This is a genomic window from Flavobacterium silvaticum, assembly GCF_012911565.1.
Classification (GTDB): Bacteria; Bacteroidota; Bacteroidia; order Flavobacteriales; family Flavobacteriaceae; genus Flavobacterium; species Flavobacterium silvaticum.
Genome location: NZ_JAAMPU010000108.1, coordinates 106,985 through 125,311 on the forward strand (window position 1 = coordinate 106,985; position 18,327 = coordinate 125,311).

The 18,327-nt window shown below is 43.3% G+C and carries 21 protein-coding genes and 1 tRNA gene; 6 read left to right on the forward strand and 16 right to left on the reverse strand.

Annotated elements, in window-relative coordinates:
- Nucleotides 1-50: 50 nt before the first annotated feature.
- Nucleotides 51-470, forward strand: coding sequence for a nucleoside-diphosphate kinase (locus G6047_RS14605; protein ID WP_169528370.1), 420 nt, complete (start codon nt 51-53; stop codon nt 468-470).
- A gap of 306 nt (nt 471-776) precedes the next feature.
- On the forward strand, nt 777-1,184 hold the full coding sequence (locus G6047_RS14610; RefSeq protein ID WP_169528371.1) for a hypothetical protein: 408 nt from the start codon (nt 777-779) through the stop codon (nt 1,182-1,184).
- A 106-nt stretch (nt 1,185-1,290) separates the two neighbouring features.
- Here G6047_RS14610 and G6047_RS14615 read toward each other — a convergent pair whose 3' ends face one another.
- Both G6047_RS14615 and G6047_RS14620 read right to left on the reverse strand, forming a co-directional pair.
- On the reverse strand, nt 1,291-1,587 hold the full coding sequence (locus tag G6047_RS14615; protein ID WP_169528372.1) for a DUF721 domain-containing protein: 297 nt from the start codon (nt 1,585-1,587) through the stop codon (nt 1,291-1,293).
- A complete protein-coding gene (locus G6047_RS14620) occupies nt 1,568-2,005 on the reverse strand; it encodes a lipocalin family protein (RefSeq protein ID WP_169528373.1) in 438 nt (145 codons plus the stop codon). Before G6047_RS14620 ends, G6047_RS14615 begins: the two co-directional genes overlap by 20 nt.
- Nucleotides 2,006-2,130: 125 nt before the next feature.
- Here G6047_RS14620 and G6047_RS14625 point away from each other — a divergent pair, with 125 nt between their 5' ends.
- Entirely contained in the window at nt 2,131-3,207 is a 1,077-nt protein-coding gene (locus tag G6047_RS14625; RefSeq protein ID WP_169528374.1) for a serine hydrolase domain-containing protein, read from the forward strand.
- A 26-nt stretch (nt 3,208-3,233) separates the two neighbouring features.
- Nucleotides 3,234-3,872, forward strand: a complete 639-nt coding sequence (locus tag G6047_RS14630; protein WP_169528375.1) for a hypothetical protein — start codon at nt 3,234-3,236, stop codon at nt 3,870-3,872.
- Nucleotides 3,873-4,099: 227 nt separating this feature from the next.
- Here the strand turns inward: G6047_RS14630 and ftsY are convergent, their stop codons facing one another.
- The 13 genes from ftsY to G6047_RS14695 form a co-directional block, all read right to left on the reverse strand.
- On the reverse strand, nt 4,100-5,053 hold the full coding sequence (gene ftsY, locus G6047_RS14635; RefSeq protein ID WP_169528376.1) for a signal recognition particle-docking protein FtsY: 954 nt from the start codon (nt 5,051-5,053) through the stop codon (nt 4,100-4,102).
- A gap of 715 nt (nt 5,054-5,768) precedes the next feature.
- Entirely contained in the window at nt 5,769-5,921 is a 153-nt protein-coding gene (locus G6047_RS14640) for a DUF4295 domain-containing protein (RefSeq protein ID WP_169528377.1), read from the reverse strand.
- Between the two features lie 7 nt (nt 5,922-5,928).
- Nucleotides 5,929-6,111: a 50S ribosomal protein L33 gene (gene rpmG / locus G6047_RS14645; RefSeq protein WP_125019556.1), complete on the reverse strand. Its 183-nt coding sequence runs from the start codon at nt 6,109-6,111 to the stop codon at nt 5,929-5,931.
- A 26-nt stretch (nt 6,112-6,137) separates the two neighbouring features.
- Entirely contained in the window at nt 6,138-6,374 is a 237-nt protein-coding gene (gene rpmB / locus G6047_RS14650; protein ID WP_169528378.1) for a 50S ribosomal protein L28, read from the reverse strand.
- A 71-nt stretch (nt 6,375-6,445) separates the two neighbouring features.
- Nucleotides 6,446-7,705 (reverse strand): CinA family nicotinamide mononucleotide deamidase-related protein, encoded by a 1,260-nt coding sequence (locus G6047_RS14655; RefSeq protein WP_169528379.1) that lies wholly within the window; start codon nt 7,703-7,705, stop codon nt 6,446-6,448.
- Nucleotides 7,706-7,743: 38 nt separating this feature from the next.
- Entirely contained in the window at nt 7,744-8,412 is a 669-nt protein-coding gene (locus G6047_RS14660) for a hypothetical protein (RefSeq protein ID WP_169528380.1), read from the reverse strand.
- A gap of 86 nt (nt 8,413-8,498) precedes the next feature.
- Nucleotides 8,499-8,843: an Hpt domain-containing protein gene (locus tag G6047_RS14665; RefSeq protein ID WP_169528381.1), complete on the reverse strand. Its 345-nt coding sequence runs from the start codon at nt 8,841-8,843 to the stop codon at nt 8,499-8,501.
- The gene (locus G6047_RS14670) at nt 8,843-9,454 is read right to left on the reverse strand and encodes a fumarylacetoacetate hydrolase family protein (protein WP_169528382.1); all 612 of its coding nucleotides are present in this window, start codon (nt 9,452-9,454) and stop codon (nt 8,843-8,845) included. Before G6047_RS14670 ends, G6047_RS14665 begins: the two co-directional genes overlap by 1 nt.
- Nucleotides 9,455-9,699: 245 nt before the next feature.
- Entirely contained in the window at nt 9,700-10,203 is a 504-nt protein-coding gene (locus G6047_RS14675) for a hypothetical protein (RefSeq protein ID WP_169528383.1), read from the reverse strand.
- 3 nt (nt 10,204-10,206) lie between these two features.
- Nucleotides 10,207-10,980 carry a 3'-5' exonuclease gene (locus tag G6047_RS14680; protein ID WP_169528384.1) on the reverse strand — a complete coding sequence of 258 codons (774 nt, stop codon included), beginning with the start codon at nt 10,978-10,980 and terminating at the stop codon, nt 10,207-10,209.
- Between the two features lie 148 nt (nt 10,981-11,128).
- On the reverse strand, nt 11,129-12,553 hold the full coding sequence (locus G6047_RS14685) for an RtcB family protein (RefSeq protein WP_169528385.1): 1,425 nt from the start codon (nt 12,551-12,553) through the stop codon (nt 11,129-11,131).
- A gap of 124 nt (nt 12,554-12,677) precedes the next feature.
- Nucleotides 12,678-13,775: a slipin family protein gene (locus G6047_RS14690; protein WP_169528386.1), complete on the reverse strand. Its 1,098-nt coding sequence runs from the start codon at nt 13,773-13,775 to the stop codon at nt 12,678-12,680.
- Between the two features lie 209 nt (nt 13,776-13,984).
- Nucleotides 13,985-14,093: transfer RNA gene (locus G6047_RS14695), tRNA-Asn, on the reverse strand.
- Between the two features lie 692 nt (nt 14,094-14,785).
- On the opposite strand from G6047_RS14695, the gene G6047_RS14700 reads away from it, so the two are divergent.
- Complete coding sequence (locus G6047_RS14700; protein ID WP_169528387.1) at nt 14,786-15,817, forward strand: helix-turn-helix transcriptional regulator; 1,032 nt, start codon at nt 14,786-14,788, stop codon at nt 15,815-15,817.
- An 89-nt stretch (nt 15,818-15,906) separates the two neighbouring features.
- Complete coding sequence (locus tag G6047_RS14705; RefSeq protein ID WP_169528388.1) at nt 15,907-16,767, forward strand: T9SS sorting signal type C domain-containing protein; 861 nt, start codon at nt 15,907-15,909, stop codon at nt 16,765-16,767.
- A 62-nt stretch (nt 16,768-16,829) separates the two neighbouring features.
- Here G6047_RS14705 and G6047_RS14710 read toward each other — a convergent pair whose 3' ends face one another.
- Nucleotides 16,830-18,275: a dihydrolipoamide acetyltransferase family protein gene (locus tag G6047_RS14710; RefSeq protein WP_169528389.1), complete on the reverse strand. Its 1,446-nt coding sequence runs from the start codon at nt 18,273-18,275 to the stop codon at nt 16,830-16,832.
- Between the last annotated feature and the right edge of the window lie 52 nt (nt 18,276-18,327).

An 18,327-nucleotide genomic window follows, 5' to 3' on the forward strand; every position in this document is an offset into this window, starting at 1 on the left:
ACGCGCTTTAAACCAAGGCCGACAAAAACAAGTTAAATCTAAACACTCTTATGGCTACTAACAGAACATTTACCATGATTAAGCCGGATGCCGTTGAAGCGGGAAACATTGGCGGAATCCTGAATATGATTACCGAAGCTGGTTTTAAAATCGTTTCGTTGAAACTGACCCAACTTACTACTGCTGACGCGCAGGCTTTTTACGCCGTACACAATGCTCGTCCCTTTTTTGGAGAACTGGTCGAATTCATGACACGTGGCCCAATCGTGGCGGCGATTCTTGAAAAAGACAATGCAGTTGAAGCTTTCCGTACTTTGATCGGCGCGACAAATCCTGCCGATGCAGCCGAAGGTACTATCCGTAAAAAATACGCCAAATCAATTGGTGAGAATGCGGTTCACGGTTCTGACAGCGATGAAAATGCAGCTATTGAAGGCGCATTTCATTTTGCGGGCCGCGAGCAGTTCTAATTCGATTTGCCTCGCTCTTATGGGCAAACAATATAAAAATCCTGCTTTTTCAAGCGGGATTTTTTGTGTTAAATTGTATTGGAAAAGCAAATTAACACCGGATTCGTGTTAAACTTAAGTTTAGGAACCATTTAACACGGAATCTGTGTTAATTCAGGATTGAAATTACGTTTAACACGAAAAGGGTTGTGAAATAGAATTTCTAAAACACTTTTTCACACTTTTGCCGCGGATCAATTTAATTTTTGTCACGCAACGGATTGCAGATTCCACAATCTGTATTTCAAACCAATACATAATCGAATCATGAAAAAGAACCTATGCGCACTCATTTTACTCACTTTGCTGATGACCATATTGGGTTGCAGCAGCGATGACAATTCAAATCCGGTTGCAGCAAACACCCAAATCATCGGACAATGGAACTGGATACAATCGACGGGAGGTTTGGCAGGTGTGACTGAATCGCCTGAATCTACCGGGAATACAATCACCCTGACTATTTCAGATACAAGCGTCAAGCGTTATGTAAACGGCACACTTGCCTCTGAATCTGCTTACACCATCGACATCCAGCCTTCTATTTTTGGAGGAGAAGCGACGATGTTGATTTTCCCCGAAGACATGAAACAATCGTTTGAAATCTCAAATGACATCCTTCACCTCAATGATGAATTTGCCGACGGGTTTTCGAGTACGTATGAAAGCCTTTAATGATGAATGATGAATGACGAAAGACGAAAGACGAAAGACGAAAGACACAAAAAAACCTGCTTTTATTCAAGCAGGTTTTTTATTTATCGTTTAAAAGCAACTACTTCTATCTCAGCACAACTTCCTTCACTACTTCCCGCTTCAGTTCCTCATTGATCATCGCGATGATTTTTGATTTGCCGTAAGACAATTCCTCCCGAAGCACGGCCGAAGTCAGTTCGGCATAAATAGTTCCGTTCCTGAAAGTGACTTTGCGCGTATAACTTTTGACGCCGTTACCCAAAAGCGTCAGCCACGCCTGCTCCACGGCAATCTGGTCCATTCCGGGTTGCAGCTTGTTCTGGTCGATGATTTGTTTGAGCACGTCGCCTATCGGGCTGTCGTTACTTAGTCGCTTTGCCATCTCCAAGTAAATTTATCGGTGCCGCTTTTTTGTAGTGGTATTCGATGTTTGCCGAATTCTTCACAACAAGATGATTTTTATCTAACGTTTCGAGTTGCTCGCTCCATTTGGCGAAATCTGTCTTGTAATCCATGCGCGGCACTTCATCTGAAAACACAACAGTAAATGATTCTTTGACCGTATTGGTCAGGAAAGAGCCGTCATACTGAGGCATTACTTTCTGTCGGAAACCCGACGTTCCTTTGATCTCAAAATAATCATAACTCGTATTGGCCGAGTAGTCTTTGTCGGTTCCGTCTGCCAGTACCACCTTTTCAATCTGCCAGTAGCCGTTGAGCAGCGACAAATCTTCCTTGCTGACTTTTGCGCAAGACGACAACATCAGGGAAACGACCAGTATTGCAATGCATTTTCTCATGTCGCAAAAGTACGTTGTTACTTTGGCAGATTCGGAATATGGGGAACCGATTTATGAACATCGGCAAAAAATACCGCCAACTTAAACCTTTTGTTATCTTTACCTGTCTGCCTTTAAATTTTGTTATGAAACGACTGATCTTAGTGCCCGCGATGTTGCTTTCCCTTTTGTCCTGCAGTTCATCCGACGATACAACCACAACATCGGAAACTCCTCAAGAAGCCATCTATTTCCCACCAATTGGATCTGATACCTGGCAGACAAAATCATTGGACACCTTAGGCTGGAACGAGGCAGAAGTACAGCCACTACTCGATTTTCTTGAACTAAAACACAGCAAAAGTTTTATAGTCTTATACAATGGAAGAATTGTTTTAGAAGAATATTTCAACGATCATTCGGCAGTAACACCGTGGTATTGGGCAAGCGCCGGAAAGACGCTGACTTCTACGATGACAGGAATCGCGCAGCAGCAAGGATTTCTTTCAATATCAGATCCGGTTTCCGATTATCTGGGGCAAGGCTGGACAAGCGAAACGATGGCACAGGAAAACCAAATCTCTTTGCGGCATTTGCTGACCATGTCTTCCGGAATCATGGACGAAGGTAACGATGATTGTGTATCGCCCGATTGCCTTGAATATGCTGCCGACGCCGGAACTCGTTGGGCCTATGACAATGTCTATGTGAAATTACAGGATGTTGTGGCTGCCGCTTCTGGACAAAGCTGGACCAATTACTTCAACACACAACTCCGGGACAAAATAGGCATGAGCGGAAGCTGGATACAGACCGGCGATTTGAGTGTATATTGGAGCACGACGAGGAGTATGGCACGTTTCGGCCTGTTGATTTCGAACAATGGAAAATGGCAAAACGAACAAGTTGTCCCATCCGATTATATCGACGAGGCGACACATACGTCCCAGCAAATCAATAAATCATACGGCTATTTATGGTGGATCAACGGAGAAGAAAGTTATCATTTGCCGCAATCCCAACTCGAAATACCGGGAAGCCTGATACCGGATGCGCCTGCCGATCTGTTCATGGCTTTGGGCAAAAACGACCAGAAAATCTACATTGTTCCATCTAAAAAACTGGTAATCGTTCGGATGGGAGATTCTGCGGACGGGACTAATTTTGCGCTTTCAGATTTCGACGATCAGTTGTGGCAGAAAATAAATGCGGTGATTGACTGATTCGCATCAATCCTAAAACAGCTTACATGTTCCAGATTTTTGGAAAGCTTCAAATGGCAATCGCCGACTTAATGTTAAGTGGAATAAACCGAAAATATTTCCATTTTGAAATTCGTGATGGTGTTTTCATCGCCAAAAATAATTCACGGAACAGTTACTTTTCAATCCTATTCTTTTTTGTCATGGCCGTTATGCCACTGAATATCATTCAGGCCTTTGCAGATAAGCCAATAGTCAATCTTGAGTTTCTGATATACTTCGGGCTGGTAGTACCAATTTTTGGAATAATCGGATTACGGAAATTTTTGTGGCTAATTAGGGGAAAGGAACAAATCATCATTGATGGAAAGCAACTGACACATCAAAAATCCGGGACTTTTTTGACAAAGAAAAAGGTATACGATTTATCACAGATCAGAAATGTACGCGACATCAAAAATCCAACGCACTATTTGGGTTATGCGACAGATGAACTGAACAAATACGTTTTACAAGGATTACAAAAACAGAGAATTATCCGCGCCATCATGTGGCTAATGACCATTGGTCAAATCGGATTCACTTATAAAAATCAAAAAGTGAGATTATTCAATCAGTTGGATGATTCTCAAATAGCGTTTATAATCCGGGAATTAGAAAAACGATTGGATGCCAATCAGGGTTGACATATCACATGTAAAAACAGGGAAATTTTATTTCCTGAAATATTTCCTCACAGCCAGTACAAAAAGTACAAGCCCGGTAAGCGCACAGATATAATTGGCTATATCAATCCCCATTTTCTGGAAAATAGAAGAAGCCAGAAACGCAAGCACACATAATATATATAATTTGCCAGCAGACAGATTTCCTTTAGCGGACGATGCCGGTTTCCTGGTTCGTGTGGCCGCCATTATTTAAAGAAAGAATCGACGAATTCGAATTTATTGAACACCTGAAGGTCGTTGATGCCTTCGCCTACCCCAATATATTTTACCGGAATCTGGAATTGATCTGAAATACCGATAACCACGCCGCCTTTTGCCGTTCCATCGAGTTTGGTTACAGCCAATGCAGATACTTCTGTCGCAGCAGTGAATTGTTTGGCCTGCTCGAAAGCATTTTGTCCCGTCGAACCATCAAGCACTAAAAGTACGTCGTGAGGAGCATCGGGGATGACCTTTTGCATCACACGCTTCACTTTAGTCAATTCGTTCATGAGATTGACTTTGTTGTGCAGACGGCCTGCAGTGTCGATGATGACGACATCGGCATTTTGCGAAACCGCAGATTGAAGCGTATCGAACGCGACCGATGCCGGATCTGACCCCATTTGTTGCTTGACGATTGGGACACCAACGCGATCTGCCCAAATTTGTAGCTGATCGATTGCTGCTGCACGAAACGTATCTGCCGCACCAAGAACGACGCTGTGTCCGGCTTGCTTGAATTGGTTTGCGAGTTTTCCGATGGTTGTTGTTTTCCCGACTCCGTTGACACCGACCACCATAATGACGTACGGCTTTTTATTGGCTGGAACAGAAAATTCACTCTCGTCTCCATGGTTTGTTTCAGACAGCAATCCTGCAATTTCTTCGCGAAGGATTTTATTGAGTTCATCAGTTCCGAGGTATTTGTCTTCGGCGACGCGCTTTTCGATTCGGGTGATGATTTTCAGAGTCGTTTCAACGCCAACATCACTGGAAACAAGAACTTCTTCGAGGTTGTCGAGAACTTCTTCGTCTACTTTGGATTTACCGGCAACGGCTTTGGTGAGTTTGGAAAAAAAAGAGGTTTTGGTTTGCTCGAGGCCTTTGTCTAAGGTCTCTTTTTTTTCGGATGAAAATATTCTTTTGAAAAATGACATAGTTAATTTGAAATTTGAAAATTTGAAAGTTTGGAAATGAGTTCCAAGAAAACGCCATGCATTTTCAAATTATCTCATTTTCAAATTTTCAAATTATTAGCCTGGATGTAAGCGGCTAGCCTTTTGATGAAAACAACGTTATTTTGTTCGTTTGCCAGAGCTACCAATTGAAGCTTATGGAAGGCGTTACAAAACCCAGTATTTTCTAAAAAGCTAATAGCGTACAGCCGGAATCGCTGCAAATATAGAAAAGTTTGAAGTTCGGAAGTTCGGAAGTTCGGAAGATTACGCCTCATGGGGTTGGAAGTTCCTTAAGATTGGAAGTAATTGGTTCGGGACTTGACAAGAATATATCTCAAACCTACTTCCTATTTCACATTGTCAAAAACTTTTAAGATGTTGTTTATCTTGAAGAAAAGCCTTAAAACTTTAACAAAATGTACATAAAAAATGTATCCGTTTGTAATTCGGGTTTTGTAGGGACACAACTGGCCCCTCTCCAGATGAAAGGTAACGTTTTCCAAAATCCGTCAGATACAGAAAAAATGTAAAAAAAGTTAATTTTTAAAATTGGAAGTTCTTGGATTGGAAGTTAGGGAAACTACGTATCTTACCATCTTCCGATCTCCCGAACTCCCGAACTTTTTGAACTTCCTTAAAACAAAAAAAGCCGCTCCGTAAAGAAGCAGCTTCGTTATCGACACAAAATGCCAATTTATTTTTTCTTCAGGAACTCATCAACAAGTTCAGGAGCCATGATAGACTCAACGAACGTGTAAGCGCCTGTTTTTGGAGATTTCACCATTTTGATGGCTTTTGACAATCTCTTTGACTGAGTTTGTAGTGTTGCTACGGTCTTCTTTGCCATGACTTACTTATTTGATCTCTTTGTGAACGGTTACCCTTTTCAAGATCGGGTTGAATTTTTTAATCTCCAAACGGTCTGGAGTATTTTTTTTGTTTTTAGTAGTGATGTAACGTGAAGTTCCTGGAAGACCAGTCCCTTTATGCTCGGTACATTCTAAAATCACCTGGATTCTGTTGCCTTTCTTTGCCATCGTGCTTTATTGTTTGGGGTTGCGAATTACTTAATGAATCCGTCAGCCTTTGCTTTTTTCAAAACAGCGGCAATCCCGTTTTTGTTAATCGTTTTGATTGTAGAGGCAGCAACCCGTAGAGTTATCCATCTGTCTTCTTCAGCAAGATAGAAACGTTTTTTCATCAGGTTTACCGAAAACTTCCTCTTGGTTTTGTTCATCGCGTGGGAAACGTTATTTCCAACCATCGCTCTTTTACCGGTAAGGTCACAAACTCTAGACATTATACTTCTCGTTTATCGTTATTCAAAATCAGGGTGCAAAGAAAAGAAAAAAAAGCCTTCGCACAAAACATTTATTCCACATTTTTTAAAATTTCTTTCTGGAGCATTTCAAGTGATTTAACGACGGCCCTGTCGATGACTTTTTCACGTGGTTGGCCAAAGTTAAACTCCATGGCAATAGTGTTTTGTGCCGATGCAATGGCAATGTAGACAATGCCCACGGACTTATCCGTATCGTCAGTCGTCGGGCCTGCATTTCCGGTGACGCCGATTCCATAATCGGTTTTTAACAGCTTACGAACATTTTGGGCGAGTTCGATCGCGACTTGTTCACTTACGACGGAATATTCAGCGATTGTCAGTTCCGATACGCTTAGGATTTGCGTTTTGACTTCCTTGGAATAGCACACGATTCCGCCTTTAAAGTACTTTGACGAACCCGGAACCGACGTCAACGTCTGGGCTATTTTCCCACCGGTGCAACTTTCTGCCACAGCCAACGTGAGTCTGCGTTGCGTCATTTGTTTCCCAAGAACCACCTCCAGGCTTTCGGATTCTTCAAAACCTACAATGGTACTTCCGAGTAGTTGCTGAAGGGTTTCGACCTGAGAAGCGATGTCAGCTTCCAGTATATTTTTATCAGTCCCGCGCGCCGACAGCCTCAAACGCACACGTCCGGGCGATGGCAGATATGCTAACTTTATGGAATCTGGTAAGTTGTCTTCCCAATCTGAAATCTTATCAGCCAGCATGCTCTCGCCCATTCCGTAGGTCATGATGGTTTTATGGATGATGTACGGACGCTTGAACTCACGGACGATTTTCGGAATCAATACATTATCGACAATGCCTTTCATCTCGAACGGAACGCCGGGCATGGAAACAAAAACGGTTTTGCCCTTTTGAAGCCACATGGCCGGAGCGGTGCCGAATTGGTTAAACAAAACCTCAGCCTTTGACGGAACGAGCGCCTGATCGATATTCGTCTGGAGCAGCGGCTGGCGTTTTCCGGTGAATTGCTCAAACAAGTTTTCCACATGGGCCAGGACTTTGGGATCTGAAACCAGTTCGTCTTCAAAATATTCGGCCAATGTCTTTTTGGTGATATCGTCCTTTGTCGGGCCGAGGCCACCGGTGATGATTACGAAATCGGTATTATCCTGAAGCCTTGAGAATGTTTCGAGGATGTGCTTCCCGTCATCTGAAATCGATAACATTTCATGCACTTCTATACCAATATGATCGAACGCTTTGGCAATGTATCCGGAATTGGTGTCGGTGATCTGGCCTATGAGAATTTCATCGCCTATGGTAACTATCGTTGCTGTCATAGGGCAAAGTTACGCATCTATTGACTTTGATAGAATGCTTATTTGGCGTAATCGCAATCGGCAGGAATAACGACTGTCTTATTAACAATCGAGCTTCCCTTGTAACGCACTATGCGATACTTATGAGGATCGTCATTGTAACGGCAATACGTATATCTCACCAGACCCGCCGGAATATCGCGGTCCTTATTTTCGCCGAAATTCACAAACAACGGATTGTCACCTGTCTTTCGTTTCGTTTCGACCCAAACGGAATAATGTGCTTTTACCTTTGAGCCATTGCGCCTGACCTTTAACGTATAATCGAATTGGGAACAAACGACTCCGTCTATAATGGAATCCTTGATCCTTTTTTGATCTTTGATTTTCTCAAGTCGCTGGGTTTTGACCACACCTTCACAATCGGCGTTGACTTTTTCCACTTTTGAAAAAGTAGCTTTGGATAATTTTGTCCGGAAGGCCGATCCCTTGAAATCCTTAAAGATGATCAGCCATTTATCGGGCTCAGACGATTCGAACAATTGCATTTTATAACCGCCTTTCAATGTATCCATCAAAAAGAAATCGGCCGTGACCTTTGAACCCGGGGAATCCTGGTATTCGAATTCCATCATCTTATTGAAAGTATATGAATGTTGACCGAATGTCGTAAATGGGAAAAACAGCCACAGAAAAAGCAAATAAAAAACCGGACGAGTGAGATTCATCCGGTTAATTTATGAAAATTGTTGATTTGAAACCAATTGATGACAATCCGAATCCACTGTTAACTGTTATCCGTTAACTGTTTAACCTACAAATTAAAATCTTTCTTGATTTCCTTGATGGCTTTTTCCACCTGGTCTTCCACGCTTTCGTAAATCTCCTCGATTTCCTTGCGCTTGCCTTCGCGTTTGGTCCAGGCTTCGACTTCGAGGATTTCCTCAAAAGCCTGGGTCATGCCGAGCAAGTCCAGTGTCGGCTTGATTTTGTGGGCGTAAGCATAGGCCTGCTTGTGGTCTTTGGCTTTGATCCCGAGTTTGATCTGGATCATATCCTGCGGAACCTCGCTTACGAACAACGTTATGATTTGCATCACGAACTCCTCATCGTTATCGCTAAGGGCGTGAACTTTTGCTAGATTATAATGTAGGGCCATTATTTGACTGCTATCCTGAATAGTTTTTTTTCCTCTATAAACCCTTCGAGTACGTCGCCCGGATTCACTTTCGCAACTCCTTGTGGCGTACCGGTAAAAATCACATCGCCTGTCTTCAAAGTAAAATACTGGGAAACATAAGCAATGATTTCATCAATCTTCCAGAGCATTTGTGTGGTATTTCCCTGTTGGACCGTTTCACCGTTTCGGGTAAGGCCAAATGTAAGACTTTCCGTCGAAGAAAAAATATTTTTCGGAACAAAGTCGCCAATCACTGCCGATCCGTCGAACGCCTTGGCTTTCTCCCACGGCAACCCCTTGTCTTTCAGCTTTTGTTGTACATCTCGGGCCGTAAAATCAATCCCGACAGAAATCTCATCATAATATTTATGTGCAAATTTGGCGTCAATGTATTTCCCTACCTTATTGATGCGAACCACAATTTCAACTTCATGGTGTACGTCGCTGGAAAACTCCGGAATCACGAACGGAAACTGTTTTGGCAGGATGGCCGTATCGGGTTTAAGGAAAATCACCGGTTCGTCCGGGCGTTCGTTGTTGAGTTCCGAGATGTGGGAGGCGTAATTCCGTCCTATGCAGATGATTTTCACTTGATGTTGATGTGTTGATTTTATTCCGCTGCGCTCCATACAATTCGGCTGCGCCTCGGGTGTTGATGCATTGATTTGATTTGGAGCCGGAAACCTGCTGCCCGCTTCTAGTCCTCGTTTTTAAAACCGTTTTTTGTCAAATTCCCGTTAGCTTTTACTTCGTACAGTTCGCTTCGCTCGGGTCGTTGGTCGCTACGGCAATGTGCAAAAAACTGGATTTAAAAACTGTGGGCTAAACGCTCGCATCAGGGCTGGGCCTTTGATTTTTTATAGCCACGTATCAATTCCTTTAGCTGTCGGTTCGAAGTCACGTCAATTTCTTTGTCCGATAAATAATGTCCAAAGCTGAAACTCTGGAAATATTTCTTCTCAGCCGTTTCCTGAAGAATCTTTGTGAGTTCGCTCCTCAAAAAACGCTTCTGGTTTTCGAGCATGGCCAGACTTTCAAACTTCGGCTTGAAATCGCGTCTGAACGTTGTCGTACTAAACGGGATCGAATTCAAAACCTGCATTTGTTTCTTCGATTTCAAATCGAGTGATTCAATAATCTTAAGGGCAATATTTTCTATTTCGTTCCGCTGTAGCGACTTTAAATTTTCTGGCAACGCAGATTCCTGTTTGGCCTTTTTGGTTTTTTCCTTTGCCGCTTGTGCCGTTTTTCCGGAATCTTTCACCTCAACATAACCACTGCCGAAACATATCGGACACTTCGGATTCAGGCCTTCACAGGAACAAATTTGGGTTGCCATAGCCTAGAATTTAGTATTGAGTTTACGCAGTTTAATTGCCGTAAGCACCTTTTTGGTATACAACGGAAAATCGGCTCCCTGAATCCATCCGTAATAACCGGGTTCGTTGTCAAAAACCGTTTCTACCAAAACGCCTTTATGCTTCCCGAACCCGAACGTCTCGCGTCCTTTTTCATCGTATATAATGAACCCTGCAAAATCGGCGCTTTTTTTCCGCGTCGTGAATTCGGATAAAGACCTCATGTCATTTTCCAATTCCGGGTAGCGATCCAATTGGGCTTTGAGGATTTCATAAGTCGCAGTAGTATCGGCTTCTGCTGAATGTGCGTTCTCAAGTGATTTTCCGCAATAGAATTTAAGAGCGGCACTCAGCGTCCGTTCTTCCATTTTATGGAAAATAGTCTGGACGTCAACGGCCACACGGCTTTTCATATCGAAATCGACCCCGCAGCGCAACAGTTCTTCTGCGAGCAACGGAATGTCGAATCTATCGGAATTATATCCCGCCAAATCACTGTCTTTGATCATGGCATGAACGGCAGAAGCGAGATCTTTGAATGTGGGCTCGTTTGCCACTTTTTCATTTGAAATCCCATGCACAGCCGTAGAGGCTGCCGGAATCATCATCTCCGGATTCACGAGCCAGGTCTTGCTTTCGCGGTTTCCGTTGGGAAAAACTTTGAGGATCGATATTTCCACGATTCTGTCCTTTGAAATATCTATTCCTGTAGTTTCAAGGTCGAAAAAGCAAATAGGACGGCTTAATTTGAGTTCCATAGTTTGTTGTTGGAAGGCAAAGATAAGGGTTTGAGGATATCAATTGCCGTTGATAAAATATAATTAGCCCTGCCTGATTTTGAAACCGGAACAGGGTTAAAACCTGAAATAAACGGAATAAAAAAAGCGGCCGCAAGGCCGCTTTCCCTTAATCTTCCCGACTTCCATCATCGGCCATCCGTACAATCTTAGGTGTAAATTTCGCCACTACATCAATGAGCTCCTTTTGGGATTCCATGACAACCGTGATGTCTTTGTAGGCCATTGGCGCTTCATCGCGTCCGGCTCCAATTAAGGTTACATTATTATCCTTCAAGACTTCTCGCATTTGGTTTTTGGTGATCGATTTCACGGCCTGGGTTCGGCTCATCTGTCGTCCGGCTCCATGTGAAGCGGAATTGATCGCCCGCTCCTCGCCTTTTCCCCTGACCAGGAATCCGGGTGCGGCCATAGAGCCCGGAATGATTCCCATAACGCCTTTTCCGGCTGGGGTCGCGCCTTTTCTATGTACGATGACTTCTTCTCCGTTCCAGATTTCCTTCCAGGCAAAGTTGTGGTGGTTTTCTATCTTGGCCAGAACTTCTGCACCGATTGCCTTCGCCATTTTATCGTGGATAATCTGGTGACAGGCCGAAGCGTAATCACCAGCCAGATTCATCGCCATCCAGTATTCCTGGCCTTCCTGCGAATCGAGGGAAAGCCACGCCAGATTCTGTGCTTCAGCAGGTAATTTGGTCAATTGTCTGGCAAGTTTGGTATAATGTCCGGCCAATGTCGCCCCGAATCCTCTCGAGCCGGAATGCGTCAGTAAAGCCACGTATTTTCCTTTTTCGATGCCGAGGATTTCATCTTTTTCATCGAATTCCAGGATTCCGAATTCCACGAAATGGTTTCCGCCGCCCGATGTTCCGAGCTGGCTCCAGGCTTTATCTTTCAACTGTTTCACCATTGGCGTCATGTTGAATTCAGACTTATCCAAAACCTCATGCTCCGCTTTATGCTGACCATGGAATCCGTGGCCCGCGCCGAATTTGGTATGGGCAATCAATTCCCGTTGGTACTTCGATCTGTTTTCCTCAAAGTGATCGGCCGGAATATCATAGATTGACAAAGCCATCCTGCAGCCAATATCAACCCCGACTCCATAAGGAATGATTGCGTTTTTTGTGGCTAAAACACCTCCAATCGGCAACCCATAACCCTGATGCGCATCCGGCATCAACGCTCCGGCGACAGTTACCGGCAATTGCATGGCGACTTTCATTTGGTTGTGCGCACCTTGCTCGATATGCTGGCTTCCATAAACGACATAATCGTTTGGATTTTCGTTAAGGGCAATCGTTTCGTCTGCAGGAGCATTTACGGCTCCGATCATTTTTGCAGCAAGATTTTCAAGGATTTCGTCGTCGAGAAAACTTTCGGGATAATCGAGCACTTTTTTGAAAAGCGCCAGTATTTCGTCTGAATTTAATTCTTCGTAGTTGGAGTTCGCAACCTTAAGTACCAACCCCAATATTTCGTTTTGTTTATATCCGATGGACATCAGGTCTGTTCCGGTAATTTTAGTTTTCATAATCTTAAGTTATTCAATATTTTTCCGCCACTTTTCCTTTTAAGTTACAAGACCTTTGATTTGCTTTCGCGAACCCTGCCGGAATCCAATGCCCGACAGGGTTTCCACAACTATTAATTGTTGACTATTTTACAAAAATCTGCTTCAGCTGATCCACAATCTGGCCGCTTCCGGACAATGAAATGTTGTTGATTTTCTCTGCAATCTTCTCTACATACTCCATTTCCTTCAATTTGAAGAGCATAGTATTTTCTTCCATCAGCTTTGCGGTGTTCAGCAAACTTCTGGTAGAAGCTGTTTCTTCCCGTCTCATGATTATGTTGGCCTGTGCTTTTTTTTCGGCCACCAGAACCTGGTTCATAATGTCTTTCATATCTCCTGGCAGGATTACGTCACGTATTCCGGCATCAGAGACTTCGACACCCAGTTCATTTGCTTTTTCAGAAACGATTGCTATGATTTCTGAGCCCAACGTTTCTTTTTTACTCAACAATTCGTCCAGTGCCAAAGCCCCGACGCTTTCCCTCAAAGCCAATTGCATCAAAATGTACAATTGCTTTTCATGTTCTTTGTTGGCCACCAAAGCTTTGATTACGTCAGTTACTTTGAACCGGACAAAGAAATTGATACGCAAACCCGCTTTGTCTTTGGTCAACAATTCCTGACCGGAAATTTCGAGGTGTTGCGTTCTTAAATCGACTGTCTTTATTTCTACAGATGTAGAGTTAGCCCAGAATGCATATGTTCCTGAAACCACTTGTTTCTCAAATTTTCCGTCTATGAACAAAATTCCTGCATCTGTTGACGCAACGACAAATTTTCTTATAAATGCCCGAACTTTGACCGTTTCCAGTACATATTTTGGTATTTGCTGGTCTATGAAAACGGTTGAAATATCTGCTTTAGTAAAAGTGTAATCCAATATGCCTTTCCAGAATGCATAGCGACCGGCGGTCAATACTTCTTTAAAGATACCATTTGCGAATTGCAATACTATTTCACCGTCTTTGACTTCAATCACCTCTAACATTGCGGCCAGATCCTGATTGCGAAGCATGATATTCAAATCTGCCGACGCATAAAATGGCTGCGTCATATCATGGATTTCAATGCTTTCTCCAAAAAATGTCCAGTGGTAGCCTGAGCTTAAAACCCGAATCAATTTTCCGTTTTTGAAAACCAAACCTGTTTTGTTTGCTTTGATGTTGAAATGGTTTAACATGACTATTATTTTTTTATGTTACGTATTAAAGAAAACGTCTTGCCTTTTGCCACCTTGTTCGTGCGGAAGGCAGGATTCACAAGTGGCTCATGAAAATGTTCTCTCGTTTTGGCGGCAACCTTCTATTTAATCACCGCCGCTGCAATAGAAAAAATCCGTGATGCCAGGTTGTGATTTCCCGGCTTCAGGCCTTTACCCGATTCGCGCTCTAGACGCAGGAAAAGGCAATTCGCTTTCTGATTTTTTGATTCTTTTTAGGAGTGAACCGCTCCAACTACATTAACAGTGTAGCACTCTACCAATTGAGTTAACGCATACCTAAAATGCGTGAAGGATTCGAACCTTCAACTTCCTATTGCTCTAACCGTACTGAGCTATCCGGTTTCCCGGAGCGGGATTCGAACCCGCGACACATAGCGTGCGGATATTTAAGGAAACACCCGAAAACCTTCAAACCAAGCTGGACAACAGCATTTGATACCTTTTGGCAAAACCTGTCGCAATAGTGCTATACCGAAACACCCAACAAGACCTGATTGAAATTGTATATATTTTTAAACGTGTGTCGTTGTCGATTCCTGACATGGCAAAGATGGCCGCTTCAGTGTGCAAGGGAATTGCGCAGTCGATTATTTTTATTATTTATTTTCATTATATTTTGACAATCAATGGCTTAGTATGCATAATATTTTTTATTTCAATTATTTATCGGTTTAGTACGCAAATACACTGCGTAGTCGAATGAAGATTTGTTACTTTTAGCAGATGGTTTCCCATGGATTGTCGCATTAAGAGGATGGAAGCAGTTGCCTGAGCTCTTTTTCACAAACTGCTCTAAACGGACTTTCAGATGCTGTTTTCGCAAAAGACACTTAAGGTTTTGGTGGTTCAGATGTAAGAAAGAGAATGCCGACACTAGGCTTTAGCCGAACTCGCGAAGCATAGCCTGACGCGGGTTTGAAAATGCGATCAGCTTTTTATACAAGGGGAACGCCCAAAAAGAAATAATTATGGCTACAAATAAAGTGGCGTTGATTCGCTATAAAACAATCGATGATTGTCTGAAAAACCGGTTCCGCAAATGGACGCTTGAGGATTTGATGGAAAAGGTTTCGGATGCGCTTTATGAATATGAAGGCATTACGTCAGGAGTAAGCAAACGCACGATCCAGGGGGATTTGCAGATGATGCGCAGCGACAAACTCGGTTACAACGCGCCGATTGTCATTGTCGACCGCAAGTTCTATTGCTATGAAACTGCCGATTTCAGCATCACGAATTCACCCATCAATGCATCGGACATGGAAAAAATGAAGGAAATAGTGAGTGTTCTCAAGCATCTTAATGGCTTTCAGTATTTTGATGAGATGAGCGAGATGATTGCCAAACTGGAGAACAACATCCAAAAATCGGGCGATAAAAAGAAAAACTACATCCAGTTTGAAAGCAATGCGCAACTCAAAGGCCTTGGGCACATAAACCCGATTTATCAGGCCATTTTAAAGCGTATTCCACTGTTGATAGAGTATAAGTCTTTCAAGGCATTGCAATCGCACACCAAAATTTACTATCCGTATTTGCTCAAGGAATATCGCAATCGTTGGTTTTTGCTGGCATTGCCCAAAAAAGGTTCAGCGTTGGTAACTATGGCACTCGACAGGATTATTGAGTTTCAGGAAATCCCAAAAGAAACCTTTATAGAATATCAAGGCGTTGACTTTGAACGGTATTTTGGCGATTTGCTTGGCGTGACAAAAACCGAGCGGGACAGAGCCTGTAAAGTAGTTTTGGAATTCGACAGTAGTCATGCGCCTTACATATTGACCAAACCCATACATCAATCGCAACAAATATTGAAACAGGATGTTGCCAGCACCATCATTCGCCTCGATGTTTGCCTGAACTTTGAGCTGGAACGCGAGATTTTGGGCTTCGCTGATTTTGTCAAGGTGCTTGGGCCTAGGCATTTGGCGCAGCGCATTAAGCGGCGGTTGGAAAAAGCGGCTTCGGCCTATTCGGAAACAGCACGGATCAAAGCATGATTTTCTTTTCAGTTTGACTTGCAGACAGCAGAAACATCGTTTACTTTTGCTCTTATTTTTAATGATTATAAATAAGGTAATTTAAACGAATGGAAAAAGTTTTACTAGTAGCTGCTCTTTTGGCAGGCACGATCAATACGATTGTTGCACAATCCACTATCACAATAGGCAACGGAACAGGTTCCGGAACGTATGCCCCAATCGCCAGTTGGTACGAATCTTCGGCAACGGAAAGCATTTATATGAATTCGGAAATCGGGGTGACAGGTCTCATCACCAAAATCTCTTTTGACAAAGCATCAGGCTCAAGTACAGTTTCCCCCGAAGTCAAAATTTATATGAAAATGACGACAACTTCTGTTTTATCTGCAGACTATGCAATAGGAACAGGTTTCAACAGCTACGTTTTAGTTTACGATGGCACCATTCCTAACAATGGGAACGGTTGGAAAGAAGTTTCTCTCGATACACCATTCGCTTATTCCGATACATCTAAAAACCTGGCGATACTGGTCGTTGGATCAACCTGCATCGAATCCGGAAGGCCGCAATACAGATATACGACTACCGCAAACAATAAACTATCTGCCGGTTACGACGATGGAACTATTGGCTGCGGCGGAAACAATCCGTGGACGTCGGCTTCTATAATGGAACCCGTTTGGGAACGTCCGAATGTCATTTTGGGCCTGTCAACTTTAGGAACAACTGATAATGTAATCGCGGAAAAAATTGTCATATTCGTAAAAAATCAACAACTGATAATAGATTCAAAACAAGCTGCAATACAGGCAGTCAGTGTTTTCGATCTATCAGGCAAGCAGTTATGGTCAAAAGAAAATATTAATACCAATTTATTTTCAGCGATCATTGACCAATCCAATCAGGTTCTTGTTGTAAGGATCATCGATTCTGAAGACAACATAACGTATCGCAAAGTTATTTTCTGAAACATCCTGAAATCAAAAAAAAGCCCTTCGTTTCCGAGGGGCTTTTTTATAATCGATTGCTACTAAAAACTTCTGTTCACATCAAAAGCTTCCATATATTCTGCAACACGTTTAACGAAACTTCCGCCAAGGGCACCATCTACAACACGGTGATCATAGCTGTGTGACAGGAACATTTTCTTGCGGATTCCGATGAAATCACCATCCGGCGTCTCGATTACCGCAGGTACTTTCCGGATGGCACCGAGAGCTAAAATCCCAACTTGCGGCTGGTTGATGATCGGCGTTCCGAAAACAGATCCGAACGTACCGACGTTTGTTACGGTATAAGTTCCACCCTGCGTATCGTCAGGCTTGAGTTTTCCGGCTTTGGCGCGGTTGCCCAGATCGTTTACCGCTTTGGCCATTCCAATCAGGTTCAATTGGTCGGCGTTTTTGATTACCGGAACAATCAGGTTTCCGTTCGGCAATGCAGCAGCCATTCCGAGGTTGATGTTTTTCTTTTTGATGATGTAATCCCCTTCGACCGAAATATTCATCAACGGGAAATCCTTGAGCGCTTTGGCCACGATTTCCATGAATATCGGAGTGAAAGTCAGCTTCTCGCCTTCCCGCTTTTCGAATGCGTTTTTATTTTTTTCGCGCCAGTCCCAAATATTGGTCACATCTACTTCGATGAAAGATTGCACATGGGCCGATGTCTGGACAGACTGCACCATATAACCGGCAATGAGCTTGCGCATACGGTCCATTTCGACAATCTCATCCTGTCCGTTCACAGACGGAGGTGTTTTGACCGTTTGCTGATTGGACGACGGTTGTCGGCTGTCTGGTGTTGGTTGCTGAGTAGTTGAGGCTTGATACAATGATTGTGGCTGGGCGGCATTCTGGGTTTGTACCGGTTCGGACCTTGGTTCGGTTGGAACAGGTTGCTTAGCCGGAGTTGCCTGAGCTACCGGGTTCTTTTTGCGATTTTCCACATACTCCAAAATATCGGTTTTGGTCACGCGACCTTCCGCTCCGGTTCCCGAAATACTTTCGAGTTCGGCCATTGAAACACCTTCTTCTTTGGCTATGTTTTTAACCAAAGGCGAAAAGAACTTATCTGAATTATGGTATTCTTCTTTAGATGGAGGGTTTCCAGATGAAATAGGAGCGGCTGTAAACTGGCGTGCAGCTTCAACTGTTTTTTCAGCTTCAGCGGCAAAATGCTGGACCGGAATTGTGGCGGCTTCAGGCAGGGAAGGCGCATCGACGACAACACCGCCTTCGACTTCAATGATTGCCACTGTTTGCCCGACTTTTACGATATCGTCTTTCTGAAAAAGGATTTCGACTAATTTACCGGAAACTTCAGACGGAACTTCACTATCGACTTTGTCGGTCGCTATTTCGAGGACAGCTTCGTCTGTATCGATATGATCGCCCGGTTGCTTTAACCAATTTGTAATTGTCGCCTCGGCAACGCTTTCTCCCATTTTAGGAAGCTTCAGTTCATATCTTGCCATATTCTTAAGCCAAGAGGTAAAATTTAAATTCTGTTTGCGAAATTACCGAATT

Coding starts and splice junctions, on each gene's coding strand:
- G6047_RS14605 (WP_169528370.1), top strand. CDS start 51: ATGGCTACTAACAGAACATTTACCATGATTAAGCCGGATGCCGTTGAA.
- G6047_RS14610 (WP_169528371.1), top strand. CDS start 777: ATGAAAAAGAACCTATGCGCACTCATTTTACTCACTTTGCTGATGACC.
- G6047_RS14615 (WP_169528372.1), bottom strand. CDS start 1,587: ATGGCAAAGCGACTAAGTAACGACAGCCCGATAGGCGACGTGCTCAAA.
- G6047_RS14620 (WP_169528373.1), bottom strand. CDS start 2,005: ATGAGAAAATGCATTGCAATACTGGTCGTTTCCCTGATGTTGTCGTCT.
- G6047_RS14625 (WP_169528374.1), top strand. CDS start 2,131: ATGAAACGACTGATCTTAGTGCCCGCGATGTTGCTTTCCCTTTTGTCC.
- G6047_RS14630 (WP_169528375.1), top strand. CDS start 3,234: ATGTTCCAGATTTTTGGAAAGCTTCAAATGGCAATCGCCGACTTAATG.
- ftsY (WP_169528376.1), bottom strand. CDS start 5,053: ATGTCATTTTTCAAAAGAATATTTTCATCCGAAAAAAAAGAGACCTTA.
- G6047_RS14640 (WP_169528377.1), bottom strand. CDS start 5,921: ATGGCAAAGAAGACCGTAGCAACACTACAAACTCAGTCAAAGAGATTG.
- rpmG (WP_125019556.1), bottom strand. CDS start 6,111: ATGGCAAAGAAAGGCAACAGAATCCAGGTGATTTTAGAATGTACCGAG.
- rpmB (WP_169528378.1), bottom strand. CDS start 6,374: ATGTCTAGAGTTTGTGACCTTACCGGTAAAAGAGCGATGGTTGGAAAT.
- G6047_RS14655 (WP_169528379.1), bottom strand. CDS start 7,705: ATGACAGCAACGATAGTTACCATAGGCGATGAAATTCTCATAGGCCAG.
- G6047_RS14660 (WP_169528380.1), bottom strand. CDS start 8,412: ATGAATCTCACTCGTCCGGTTTTTTATTTGCTTTTTCTGTGGCTGTTT.
- G6047_RS14665 (WP_169528381.1), bottom strand. CDS start 8,843: ATGGCCCTACATTATAATCTAGCAAAAGTTCACGCCCTTAGCGATAAC.
- G6047_RS14675 (WP_169528383.1), bottom strand. CDS start 10,203: ATGGCAACCCAAATTTGTTCCTGTGAAGGCCTGAATCCGAAGTGTCCG.
- G6047_RS14680 (WP_169528384.1), bottom strand. CDS start 10,980: ATGGAACTCAAATTAAGCCGTCCTATTTGCTTTTTCGACCTTGAAACT.
- G6047_RS14685 (WP_169528385.1), bottom strand. CDS start 12,553: ATGAAAACTAAAATTACCGGAACAGACCTGATGTCCATCGGATATAAA.
- G6047_RS14690 (WP_169528386.1), bottom strand. CDS start 13,775: ATGTTAAACCATTTCAACATCAAAGCAAACAAAACAGGTTTGGTTTTC.
- G6047_RS14700 (WP_169528387.1), top strand. CDS start 14,786: ATGGCTACAAATAAAGTGGCGTTGATTCGCTATAAAACAATCGATGAT.
- G6047_RS14705 (WP_169528388.1), top strand. CDS start 15,907: ATGGAAAAAGTTTTACTAGTAGCTGCTCTTTTGGCAGGCACGATCAAT.
- G6047_RS14710 (WP_169528389.1), bottom strand. CDS start 18,275: ATGGCAAGATATGAACTGAAGCTTCCTAAAATGGGAGAAAGCGTTGCC.